Genomic DNA, 12,184 nt, shown 5'->3' on the forward strand with positions numbered 1-12,184 from the left:
ACCTATGCTTACGTATGTGTTAAGTTATGTGTCTTAGCCAACAGTTTGGGCTAATCTTAGAACCCTGTTAACCCCGCATATTTAAGTCTGTACGCCTAGACAGCAACCATAGCTAAAGTGAGTCTAATGCAACAGGCAGGGCGTTACAGTCCCTTGAAAGAAGCGGTTTTTAGCGCCTCATGGGTATTATTACATTTCTTGACGCTAGCATCATATCTGAGTCGGGGAGCCTGATAGCTATACGAAATGTAAACAAAATGCTTGATTCCAAATCGGTTGATCCAGAGTGAGTCATGACAGGACGAGACTTACATCAACTCATTCTCCGCAAATGGGGCCGTTCCTACGATGTTCAAGTGCGACGGACCCAGGGCAAAATCTTTGTTCAGGTCATGTGGAAGTATTTGGAGCAGGCTTCTTTTCCCCTCACAGAAGCCGAATATTTCGCCCATCTAGAAACCATCAGCAGCTACTTAGAGGCTTGGGGTGGCTTCAGCCAAGTGCAGCAGTTTGTTGAGCAGACTAAGGAACGGCCTCGCTTGGGTAAGGCTGTGAGCATCCCGCTGGATCTGGGCGATCGCGCTTCCGAGTGGTTGCTAGAAGAGTTTTAAGGTCACTGGCTTAATCTCCCCCTTTTGGGTGATATTCGATCGCTCTCTGGACAGATGGCTGATTTAGGCGATCGCGAAACACTATAAGCAAATAGTAGTTGATGAATATTGGTTTGTATTCTCAATTACTAAGGGCTAAGTATTGGAAATTTCTAGAGTTTTTCTAAAACCAACATTCTAGGTATCGAGGCAGGTTCTGGGCTTGGAACTTAAAGCTTTAGGCTGCCAAACATTTCAGTTGGTTTCAGTAAAACACAACTTCTTTTTAGCCGTTCTTATAGTTATTTAAATTACAACTAGTGCTAATAAGAACCTCGGTATTAGTAGAGTACCAATTCTTACATAGCTGTATTATTTTAATTCGAGCAAAAGACTTGGAGACACTCTGAAACTGCTTTTCAGCAAGCATTTCAGGGAATAGTTCTATTTGCATCACAATCACTTTAGGCTCGATTTCATATTCGTAAATTCACACTTCCTTTAAAGATTAGGCTCTACACTTTATCGGCTCTATACGAAAATTTACAGGCATTGCCATTAGAGTTTGTAAATAGTAAATCTTCTCTTCAGCAAATAACCCTAAAGTCTAGATTTTCAAAACTAAGCAATCCAGGCTAATCAGCCACCATCTTTCTGAGATCAAAACTTGACCCAATTTCAGCAAACCTCTTCAGGTTTAGCTGCCTGTTTCTGCTGCCCAATGGTGCTATCTAGCTCACTTCAGAACCAACAAAAGCCCCTGTTGATTTGTATTTCGAGCTACTTACGGACAACCTGAATCCTTACACTCAGGACCCCTTGGTAGTCGTTTGCTCACCCAGTCCTGCCCTTTCGTCACTCAAAGAGCCTCCATGGTAAAGACCCCAACTAAGCCCCTCGGCTTCCAAGAGTTTGTTGCAGTTCCCCCTGAAGCTGACTATCGGTTGCCCGATTTTAAGAAAAAGCAGATTTGGCAAAGATTACTTGTCGGGATGACTTGTCTGGGGTTAGGAGGGGCGGCGATCGCCTTTGGCCTGTCCTCCGTTACCTATCGACTGACCCATGCCACTGTAGATGGTGGGCTGATTAGCGGTCGAACTGTGCGGTTACGCGCTCCCATTGATGGCAAATTGAAAGCTTTTTACGCTCGTCCCGGTGCCCCAGTCAAATCAGGCCAGATTCTGGCTCGGCTGGAAAGCACAGCCCAGGTAGAACAAAATTTGTTGCAGTTGCAAGGTGAAGTCCAAACCAAGACGGCACAGTTGGTTGCGGCTAAACAATCCTTAGTCTTTTTGCAGCAACAGCTAAGCAGTTTAGAAATTCAAGATAAAACCTTACAAAGAGTCAATACAGGTCTCTCTGCGAAGGAGGTTACGCACCAGCAAGCAGCCGTTGAGGCAGCAATGGCTAAGGAAAAAGCGGCGCGCCTGGATTACCAGCGCTACCAGCAGTTATTGCAGGAAGGTGCGATTTCTCGTCAGAAGGTGGACCAACTAGAGTTCATCTGGAAATCGGCTGAAGCAGAAGTCAAGCAAGCCCAGGCTGAGTTGTCTTCAGCTCAAGCTTCTTTAGGTGCTTTACAAGACGGTGTGGCGCTGACTCCTGGTGCAACCTTGGCCGACCAACGCATGAACTTGATGCGGAGCGTTCAAGGCCAAGCGGCTCAAATTGAAACCCTCGAAGCTGAGTTGGACAGCAGCCAAAAGCAACTGAAAAAGGCCCAGGCAGAGTTTAGCGATCGCCAAGACATTGAAATTTCGGCTCCCTTTACAGGTGTGGTCTACAGTACCGAGCACGACCAAGGCGAGCAAGTGAACCGCCCCGACACCCTGATTACCTTGTTGGACTGTAATGACCTCTGGGTAGAAACTTTGGTCTCTGCTCAACAAGCCAATCAGATTGATAGTACTAAGCCAGTACGAGTGCAACTTGCTGGAGCTGAAGACACCTTCGTCGGCGAAGTGGAGCTGATTGAGGCAGTGAACCGCGCTGAATTGGCGAAAGACCAGGCCCAGGCTTTAGTGCCTGCGGTCGCCTCTAATTTAGTTGGCCAACCCTTAGCCAAGGTGACTGTACGCATTCCTCCTGCGCCTCAGCAGTCTCAGACCAACCAGTTTTGTGGCGTGGGCCAATCAGCTCGCATGACCTTTGGCACCAAACTGTTCGCAGGTAAGTAGTTTTGGGTTGCTTCGGGTTGCAATGGCGGTCGCCTGCTTCCGCAACTTTCAATTCCTTCCGTCCAGGCATCAGGGTGCAACGAGTCAGTCTCTCTCATGCTTTGTGCTGCTTACTCAGGAATTATTTGAGTCATTATGAAATCTACTGCATCAGCCACTCCTCAACCCCTGAGCGCCCAACTTAACTTGTTGGCATTCCTGTTTTTTCCAATCTTGGGTTTGACAGGTCTCTACGTCTTACAAAACCCTGGCAACTTAGCCATTTGGGATGTGTTTGGCCTGATTAGCTTGGGCGTAGTGGGTGTATGGCGCTGGGCTTGGTTTCTCTTACGCCTGTTGCGATCGCGGATTTACCTGCACTGGGTCTTTCCTAAGTGGCGGCGCTGGGCCAATAAAGTTCCGGTTGAGCATTTGCCCCACGTTTGTTTGCTCGTCCCGACTTATAAAGAGAAACCCTGGATTACCGAGCGAGTGTTTCGGGCGATCGCGCGAGAAGCTAGAGATTTGGTGCACCCGATTACTGTTTTGGTCAGTAGCAGCAGCGACGAAGAAAATGCCTCGATTGTAGAGATCCTCAAAGCCGAAGATCCAGAACTCAAAACCGTTCGCCTGGTTTTAATGACGCAGAAAGACGGTAAGCGCAAAGCGATGGCCGATGGTCTGCGGGAACTCGCGCAACTGAACTTGCCTGCGGATACGATTGTGGCGTTGATGGATGGTGACTCAGAACTAGCTCCCGGCACGCTGCGCCAGTGTCTACCCTTTTTCCTCATGTTCCCCAAAATGGGAGCCTTAACCACCGACGAGTTACCAGTGGTCCAAGGTTCTTACTTGTTCTCCGAATGGTTTCACCTACGGTTTGCCCAACGCCACAGCCAAATGTGCTCGGACTCGCTGTCGCGCAAGGTGATGTGCTTGACAGGCCGCTTTTCCCTGTTTCGGGCCGAGGCAGCGTTACATCCTACCTTTGCGATGCAGTTGGAAAACGACACGCTGGATGATTGGCTCTGGGGACAGTTTAAGTTTCTGTCTGGAGACGATAAGAGTACTTGGTTCTGGCTGCTGCAACGTGGCTATGAAATGCTCTACATCCCCGATGTAGTTGTCTACTCGATTGAGACGATTTCAGGTTCCTTTGTCGATCGCGCTTACCAGAACATGCGGCGCTGGTACGGCAACATGCTCCGGAACAACAACCGAGCGATCGCGCTTGGCCCTCATCGCATCGGCTGGACTGCCTGGTACAGCTTGCTCGACCAACGCATTAGTATTTGGACTTCTCTGATTACGCCTGGTCTACTAGTCATTTCGTTTCTACAAGGGAATTGGGTCGCGGTTGGGATTATTTCGTCCTGGATTTGCTTTAGCCGTCCGCTGATGTTGCTGCTGATTTTCTGGGGTCGGAGTTCTGAGCTGCGCCCGATTCACTTCCCCATTTTGCTGCTGTCGCAGTGGGCATCAGCTTTAGTCAAGGTGTGGACGCTGATGAATTTAGCCAAGCAGAATTGGTCCAACCGGGGTAATCAAAGTATTTCAGCAGAAGGCTCTGGTTTGGAAAGAGCCGCCAAGCTGGGCACTTCTCGATTTCTGCTGGGGGCTCAAGCTTTTAGTTTCGTGATTTTCCTCTTATGGCTATCTGGCTCCCTTAGCCCCATTTGGGATTTGGAGGGCTGGTGGCTCAACCGCCAAGTGGTAGCGCAGCAAATGCCGTTGGAAATTGTGGAGGCGATCGATCGCGGGGTGATTCCTAACGATAATCGAGACGATTCTGCCGCTTTACAGGCGTTAATTGCTCGCTTGCCGCAATCCAGTCAGGTGCAAATTAATTTGCCCATTGGTGAAATTGATTTATTCCAACCTGTAGAAATTAATCGCAGCGACATCAAGCTCAAGGGCCAAGGGATGTCGCGAACGATTTTGCAGGCTCATTTCGATCGCGAAGCTGGAGAGGCGGTGCTTTCTATTCAACCGAAGGGACAAGGCGATCGCGTCACGAAAGCTACAGCTCAGCCCGTCTCTCACACCGCTAAGGCCGTTGTAGACAAGCTAAGAAATGTGGAGTTAAGTGGCTTTACGATGCGGCAGATTTTGCCCAAGTCTGCGGTTGTTGCCGAATATGCGATCGATAGTATTTACTTACGACAAGTTGAGCAAGCCACTGTGAAGAATCTGCATCTGGAGCGGAGTGGTCGCAATCCCCTAGTGCTGAACTCAACGCAAGATGTAACGGTGGAATATGTAGCGGTAGATGGCAGTTTGAATCGGGGTGAGATTGTGATGGAGGATGCGGTCAATACCCAAACGAAAGGGGTGACTTTGCCGACTTCGTTGTCTCAGGGGGCTTAGATTTCATTTGCTAAAACCAAGTCCTTGAGGGCGCTTGCCCCCAAACCCCCGCTGAGGGACGCAACCGTCCCTCAGACTCCCTCCAAAAGTAGGTTTAGTTCAGTAGGTTAGCGATCGCTTCGCCTACTGCTTCAAGAGCGAAGGTTAGTTGACGGCTGCGACTGCAAAGTCGGCGAAGTCTACGTATACATCTTTGCGGGTGGCCCAGGAGGGGTCGTTGCCGCCGAAGAAGGTGGAGAAGAAGATACCGTCAATTTTAAGTTTGTCGGTGGAGCGGAAGGTAAGCCCCTCCTGGTCAAGCACTTGTTGGCCATCGAGCCACACCCGGACTCGCCCATCTTGTTGACCGGGTTGATTCAGTACAACTTCTTGCTCTAGGCGATACCAAACCCCTGGCTTAAAGCGCCATTGGCCGCGCCCGATGGAGGTGCCATATTCGTCGCTGGTTGGGAGGTAGGCGTACAGTTCTCCCGCTCCGTTTTTGCGCCACATGAAGCGGGTGGAAAAGCCATCGGTACCATCGGGAGTATCGCCACCGCTGTTGCTGTCACCCCCAAATAAGCCGGGAAGTTTGCCTCCCCGAATGTAATCGAAATTTTCTGAGAAGCGGACGTAGTAGCTGAGCCGCAAGGTGTCTCTAGGTTGCAAGTTGAGATCGGCAAGAAACTGGCAACCACCCAACGGAGCTTTGTATTTGCGGGCGACGGTGGGGCTGGCAGAACGAGCAGGATAGTTCACGCGCAGCACTTTGCTAAACTTTCCGGTTGGGTCTGGAATAATTTCGACGTTTTCGAGTCCCCAATCTTTGCGCTTGCTGGTGCCCCAATGCTGCTGCCAGTCGGCTTCGTCAAAGCTACTAGACCAGAGAAGATTGCTAGAGTTTGTGGCAACCTGCTCTGGTCTAGTTTGAGCAATATCGGTTGGTACGGGTGAGGAGTCTACTTGGATGGGGTCGAGGATGGCACAACCGCTCAGTACGGAAATGGCTAAGACTGTACCGAGGGTAATGGGTCGTTGGGAAAGGCACAGAAATGTCAATTGTCGGTGTAGTCGCTGAGCTAGCTGCTCTAATTTATGAAGCTGAGATAATTTTGAATTCAAAACGATCGCACCAATAGAATCGACGGCACAGTGCTAACTCATCAATTCCAAGTTAGTCAAGGGTAATGCCGCTGCTTTAAGGGCGATCGCGCTTACTCAAGCTTCACAAATCCATCCCTAACGACCAAGCAGTTTTACGCAACCGATGCCACCAAAGTAAAGCCCCACAACTGCTCCTCCTAAGAGGCTCTGAGTCAAAGGATCGGTGGAGGGGGTCAGCACTGCACCTAGAATGGCAGCGCCTAGAATGACATATCGCCAACCTGAAAGCATTTGAGCTGAGGAGACGATGCCTATCAGCCCCAGCAGCAATTGAATTACGGGAATCTGAAAGGCTAAACCAGTGCTAAACAGAAGCAGCAGGACAAACTCGAAGTAGCGATCGATGGACCAAAGCTGCTCAACTACATCTTCGCCGTAGGTAATGAAGAAGTTGAGAGCAGCAGGGATGAGAGCAACATACGCAAAAGCCAAACCCGCAGCAAATAGGACACTGGAACCCAGCACAATGGGTCCAATGAATCGGCGTTCACGTCGCGTCAAACCGGGCAGAACAAACTGGATGATTTGGTAGAGGATGAAGGGACTCGCAACCAGTAGCCCGCTATAACCCGCGACTTTGATGGAGACAAAGAAGTATTCACCTGGGGCCAGTTGCAGAAATTTAACGCCTTGGGCGGGAACTTCTAGTAGCTGGACGATGGGTTTAACGAAGACGAAGCAACCAATAATCCCGATAACTGCTGCAATTAAGGAATAGAAGATCCGTTGCCGCAACTCTTCTAAGTGATCGAACAAGGACATTTCGACTTCATCGGGTAACTCGTCGAAGTATTCGGTTTCGTCTTCACTAATAGGACTAACAGGAGTTTTGGGTGCAACGCTCAGATCCTGTGAGGCTGCGGGGTCTGAATTAAGGTCCAAACGCTGCTCGGATGCAGTCTCTAGTTCTGAGGGAGCCGTCATGGGTTTGCGTCAGTTCAGGGTTTGTTGACTATTGTATCTGGGGATTTGCAGGGTGGAACTTTGGGGTGCTAGGTGTTGAATTTGTTGAAATCCGAGCCTTGGGGGCACTCGCCCCCAAACCCCCGCTGAGGGACGGTTGCGTCCCCCAGCCCCCCTCCAAACGAGTTTAAGTGTGGGTGTTTCGAGTTTTAGGGTGGGTAGTTGGCTATTAGCTTTTGGCTTCTCACTCTTCACTCCTCTCCCCTCACTCTCTGACTCCTCACTTTTCATCCCTCCTCCTTCCCCCTTCCCCTCAACTCCGTCGGATCGTGAGCACAAATAATTTCTACTGTTCCTGCTTGTTGCTGTTTCAGTTGTCGTAGGCGCTCTTGGTTGTGGAGACGGGTTGGGTTATCGACTGCACCGACTCGCTGCACTAAGGCTAGACCAAATGGGCAATGGGGACGAGTAGGATACATTTCTGCATGGAAGTAGTAGGCGTCGCCTGCATGTAATAGCCAACCTGTGGGGGTTTGGATGGCTACGCCTGTGTGACCATGGGTGTGGCCGAGGAGGGGGACAAGGAGAATTTCTGGGGGTAATCCGGTGAGTTGCTGGATGCACTCGAAGCCGAACCAGCGATCGCCTTGCACTGGATAACGCACCCAGTCTGGCTCATGTTGCCATTGCAAGGGGCGGTAACGATAGCGATCGCGTCTGGTTTTGGGTTGGGTGGCAGCGAGGTATTCGGCGTCGAGTAGATGCACTTTGGCTTGAGGAAAGTCTGCGATGCCGCCTGCGTGATCGAGGTCTAAATGGGTGAGAATGATATGCCGCACGTCATGGCGGGAGAAACCTAATTGCTCTACTTGATAGACTGCTGTTTCTTCTGGGATGAGCTGTGGGCCTGCTAGAAAAAGGAAACCACTGCTCAGTCGCTGTTGAGGTTGGGCAATGTCTTGTAAGCCTAAGCCAGTATCGACTAAAACTAAGCCAGCCTCGGTTTCGATCAACAGGCAGTGGCTCACAATAGGAACTCGGTGGAATAAACCGCCTTTGCCACCGACTAATCTTCCACCTAGGATGCACTGCGTGGCACAGTTGAGGTGATGGATTTTCATACTTTTAACCTAGCGTTTTGTGGATAGGTTGGTTCAGGTTTATGAGGATGGCGGGTAGTCACGATTCTGACGTTGAGTAGACAGAATGGCTTGGGCAACCGCTAGACTATTGAGACAGTGCAAATGTACTCTGACTCTCCAGTAAATGAGTGTTGCACTGCTGCTTGAATGATTCCGTTGCAACTTAGTCTCAAAAACTTTCTCAGTTACCGTGAAGCGACTCTAGATTTTCGGGGTCTGCATACGGCTTGTGTCTGTGGCCCGAATGGGTCGGGGAAGTCGTCGCTATTGGAGGCGATCGCTTGGTCGCTGTGGGGGCAGAGCCGTGCTAGCTCTGAGGATGACATTATTCACTTGGGCGCGAAGGAAGCTCAGGTGGACTTTACGTTTCAGAGTCATCAGCAGATCTATCGGGTAATTCGGACGCGATCGCGGGGACAGGCGAGTTCTCTAGAGTTTCAGGTGGCGATCGCAGGGCTAAATGGGGGTAGTGCCGCACCGACGTTTCGACCTTTGACGGAGCGGGGGATGCGGGCGACACAACAGTTGATTTTGGATCACCTCAAGCTGGACTATGAGACGTTTGTCAATTCGGCTTATCTGCGTCAGGGTCGAGCCGATGAGTTTATGCTGAAGCGGCCCAGTGAACGCAAGCAGATTTTGGCGGACTTGCTGAAGCTGGATCAGTATGATGAGTTGGCGGAGCAATCGAAGGATTTATCGCGGCAAGCCAAGGGTCAGATTGAGCTGCTAGAGCGCAGTTTGGAGTCGATTCAGGAGCAGTTGCAGCAACGGGAGGCGATCGCCCAGGAACAAGTGTTGCTGGAAGCAGCTTTAGCGGCGATGCAAACGACGCAAACGGCGAACCAGGAGCAGTTGCAGCAATTGCAGGCGATGCAGCACCAGCGCCGCACTTGGGAGCAACAACTGACTTGGCAGCAGCAGCAACAGCGCAACCTCAGCCAGGATTATCGGCGGTTACAACAGGATCTAGCCAGTGCTCAGCATCAGGAGCAGGAGTTGGCGGCGCTTCTCGGGCAAGAAGAGGCGATCGCGGCAGGTTACGCGCAGTTTCAAAGTTTGCAGGCGCAAGAGGAGGAGGAATCGACTAAGTTTCAGTCGTACCAATCGGCTCAGACCCAACGGCAACGGTTGCAGCAACAGCAAGCACAGCAGATTGGTGAAATTAAAGATCAACTGCGTCAAGTGGAAGCTCAACTAGAGGCGTTGCGGCAACAAGAGCAAGATGTACAGCATACCTTGAGTAAGGCGGCTGAGGTGGAAACTGCGATGGAGCGGTTGCGGCAGGCTCGTGCTCGGCTGACAGAACTGGATCAGCTACAAACTCAAGTGGCACCGCTACTTCAGCGCCACCACCAATTACAAAGCCAGGTTGAGCGGGCTCAAGATCGCCTCACCGCGCGTTTGGAAGAGTTGCGAACCAGCACACGACAACTGCAAGCCCAGCAGGCTCGCCAACCCAAGTTGCAACAGGCAGCTGTGGAAGTGGCTGAGCAAATTGAGTATTTAGAGAAACGCCAAGTTTACCAGCAGCGAGTTCGAGAGAAGGGACTGGAACGGCGCAGTTTCTTGGAGCGGTTGCAGGTGCATCAGCGCGACTACGAAGCGCAACTGGCAGAACTCGAAAACAAAGTCCAACTGTTGCAGCAACCCAACGCAGCTTGCCCTCTCTGCGATCGCCCTTTGGATGAGCATCACTGGCAGTTGGTGCAACAGAAAAACGAAGCGGAGCACCAGGAAATTATTGATCAGCTTTGGGTGGTGCGGGAGCAGCTCGCCGTCTCAGACCGTGAAATTCACGTGCTACGGCAAGAATATCGCGACTTAGACCGAGAATTGGCGGAGCACAAGAGTTTGCTAGAGCGGCGGGGCCAATTGCAAGAGCAATTGCAGGTCAGCTTAGAGATGCAGGAAAAGCTGCAACAGGTGCTCGCGGAGCAGGAAAAGCTGCAACAAGCCCTCAGCGCAGGCCACTACGCCACGGAACTTCAGGAAGAATTAGCGACATTGGTGCAGAGCTTACAGCAGCTTAACTATGACGATCGCAACCATGCTTTAGCTAAAGGAGAGGCAGAACGCTGGCGTTGGGCGGAAATCAAACAAGCCGAGATTAAACAAGCCCAACGTCGCCAAGCCAACTTAGCGGCTCGCCAACCAGAGCTAGAAGCCCAAATTGCGGCCATACAACAGCAACTAGAGCAACAGCAAACCGACTCGCCACTACAACAGTCGATTAATGAACTCAATCAAGCGATCGCGGAAATCGATTACAACTTGGATCATCACAACGCTTTGCGGACTCAGGTGCGCCAAGCTCAAGCGTGGCAGTTTCGCTATCAATCTCTGTGCCAAGCGCAGCAGCAGTATCCCCAAGTGCAACAACGCATTGCTGAATTGAGCGAATTGCTAGAAGTGCGATCGCAACATCTCCAGCAAGCCACTACTCAACTGGAGCAACTCATCCAGCAGCTAGAGCAAATGGCTGATCCAGCAGAGCAAATTCGTAGTTTGGAGCAACAGATTCAACAGCAGCAAGCCCAACTCAACGGTCAATTAGCTCGTTTGGGCCGCTTGCAACAACAACAGCAGCACTTAGAAACGTTGCAAGTTCAGGCAGAAGCGCAACAGCAGCAACTCCAAACCGCGCGACGGCAATATCGGGTTTACCACGAGCTATCCCAAGCCTTTGGCAAGAACGGCATTCAAGCCTTGATGATTGAGAATGTTTTGCCGCAATTGGAAGCAGAAACGAATCAGATTCTGGCTCGCCTCAGTGCCAATCAGTTGCACGTACAGTTTGTCACCCAGCGAGCAGGACGCGGTAAAGGCACCAAAGCTAGCTCCAGGCTAATCGACACCCTGGATATTTTAATTGCAGACATTCGGGGTACCCGTCCCTACGAAACCTATTCGGGGGGTGAAGCTTTCCGGGTGAACTTTGCTATTCGCCTTGCTTTGGCCAAACTTCTAGCGCAACGCTCTGGCACCGCTTTGCAGATGTTGATTGTAGATGAAGGCTTTGGGACGCAAGATAGTGAAGGATGCGATCGCCTGATTGCCGCGATTAATGCGATCGCTTCTGACTTTTCTTGCATCTTGACCGTTACCCACATGCCCCACTTTAAGGAAGCCTTCCAAGCTCGGATTGAAGTCCACAAAACTGAGTCAGGCTCTCAACTCCACTTGTCGCTCTAAGGAACCGACACCCTCAAGGGTGCGGCTATTGCAACAAAGGCTGCGTAGGCAGCCTCAGTAAATGTGGTTCTATAAGTTGGCGATCGCATCGGGTAGCGCAAAGATGCCATCCGGTTCAGGTGCCCAGGATACAACTTGGGCGACAGCATCTAAGTTGAGAGGTCCGTAGATGTGAGGATAGGCTTCATCCCCAACCAGCGCTTCGTATTTAATTTCGGCTTGAACTTGATCAGAATTAATGCAGAGCAGTAGTAAATCAGTTTGTCCTGTAAAGTAACGATTCGCCACTCCCTCAACCTGCTGAAGTGTAGAGCAGTGGATAAATCCTTCGGATGCTAAGGTGTCCCCTTGGTAAATTCCTGCAAGTTGGGCTTGCTCCCACTGAGAGGTTGAGGTGATGTGAAAAATGACTGGCATCGCGATCGCGGCTGAGCGCTTCCCTAAACGATTGGCCTAAATATTATCCACCACAACTAAAGCGCCATATCCCAAACCCAAAACTCCCACGAGCAACACCACCAGGGTGAACAAGGGGTTGAAAATCCACAAAGCATTCACCAACCAGCACAGCAAGCAAGTTAGCAGGAACAAGACTACCAGTTCCATGAGAAATGTGAAATACACCATGACTCGAATTCCATACCAGCGAAAAATGCTGGAGAGAGAACTATCTCTGATCCTAGAAATT

The 12,184-nt window shown here is 50.8% G+C and carries 9 protein-coding genes; 4 read left to right on the top strand and 5 right to left on the bottom strand.

Translation table 11 applies throughout. The features are described 5' to 3' along the window. Window positions 1-293 precede the first annotated feature (293 nt). The 3 genes from NDA01_RS05305 (at window position 294) to NDA01_RS05315 (ending at window position 5,113) form a co-directional block, all read left to right on the top strand. Entirely contained in the window at window positions 294-611 is a 318-nt protein-coding gene (locus tag NDA01_RS05305) for a DUF3067 family protein (RefSeq protein WP_190431297.1), read from the top strand. 851 nt (window positions 612-1,462) lie between these two features. Beyond that, window positions 1,463-2,767: an HlyD family secretion protein gene (locus tag NDA01_RS05310; protein ID WP_348227130.1), complete on the top strand. Its 1,305-nt coding sequence runs from the start codon at window positions 1,463-1,465 to the stop codon at window positions 2,765-2,767. 135 nt (window positions 2,768-2,902) lie between these two features. Further along, complete coding sequence (locus tag NDA01_RS05315) at window positions 2,903-5,113, top strand: glycosyltransferase (protein WP_348227131.1); 2,211 nt, start codon at window positions 2,903-2,905, stop codon at window positions 5,111-5,113. 144 nt (window positions 5,114-5,257) lie between these two features. On the opposite strand, the gene NDA01_RS05320 is transcribed toward NDA01_RS05315, so the two are convergent. The 3 genes from NDA01_RS05320 to NDA01_RS05330 all read right to left on the bottom strand — a co-directional run bounded on the left by NDA01_RS05320 (window position 5,258) and on the right by NDA01_RS05330 (window position 8,280). After that, entirely contained in the window at window positions 5,258-6,214 is a 957-nt protein-coding gene (locus NDA01_RS05320) for a polysaccharide lyase (RefSeq protein WP_190556354.1), read from the bottom strand. Window positions 6,215-6,331: 117 nt separating this feature from the next. Continuing rightward, the gene (gene tatC / locus NDA01_RS05325; protein WP_348227132.1) at window positions 6,332-7,180 is read right to left on the bottom strand and encodes a twin-arginine translocase subunit TatC; all 849 of its coding nucleotides are present in this window, start codon (window positions 7,178-7,180) and stop codon (window positions 6,332-6,334) included. Between the two features lie 266 nt (window positions 7,181-7,446). Then, complete coding sequence (locus tag NDA01_RS05330; protein WP_348227133.1) at window positions 7,447-8,280, bottom strand: MBL fold metallo-hydrolase; 834 nt, start codon at window positions 8,278-8,280, stop codon at window positions 7,447-7,449. 168 nt (window positions 8,281-8,448) lie between these two features. Between NDA01_RS05330 and sbcC the strand changes: the two genes are divergently transcribed. Then, entirely contained in the window at window positions 8,449-11,496 is a 3,048-nt protein-coding gene (sbcC, locus tag NDA01_RS05335; protein WP_348227134.1) for an exonuclease subunit SbcC, read from the top strand. A 69-nt stretch (window positions 11,497-11,565) separates the two neighbouring features. On the opposite strand, the gene NDA01_RS05340 is transcribed toward sbcC, so the two are convergent. Then, a complete protein-coding gene (locus tag NDA01_RS05340) occupies window positions 11,566-11,913 on the bottom strand; it encodes a DUF952 domain-containing protein (protein WP_348227135.1) in 348 nt (115 codons plus the stop codon). Window positions 11,914-11,949: 36 nt separating this feature from the next. Then, on the bottom strand, window positions 11,950-12,123 hold the full coding sequence (locus NDA01_RS05345; protein ID WP_348227136.1) for a hypothetical protein: 174 nt from the start codon (window positions 12,121-12,123) through the stop codon (window positions 11,950-11,952). Window positions 12,124-12,184 lie beyond the last annotated feature (61 nt).

The sequence above is a fragment of the Trichocoleus desertorum AS-A10 genome (assembly GCF_039962155.1).
Lineage (GTDB): Bacteria > Cyanobacteriota > Cyanobacteriia > FACHB-46 > FACHB-46 > Trichocoleus.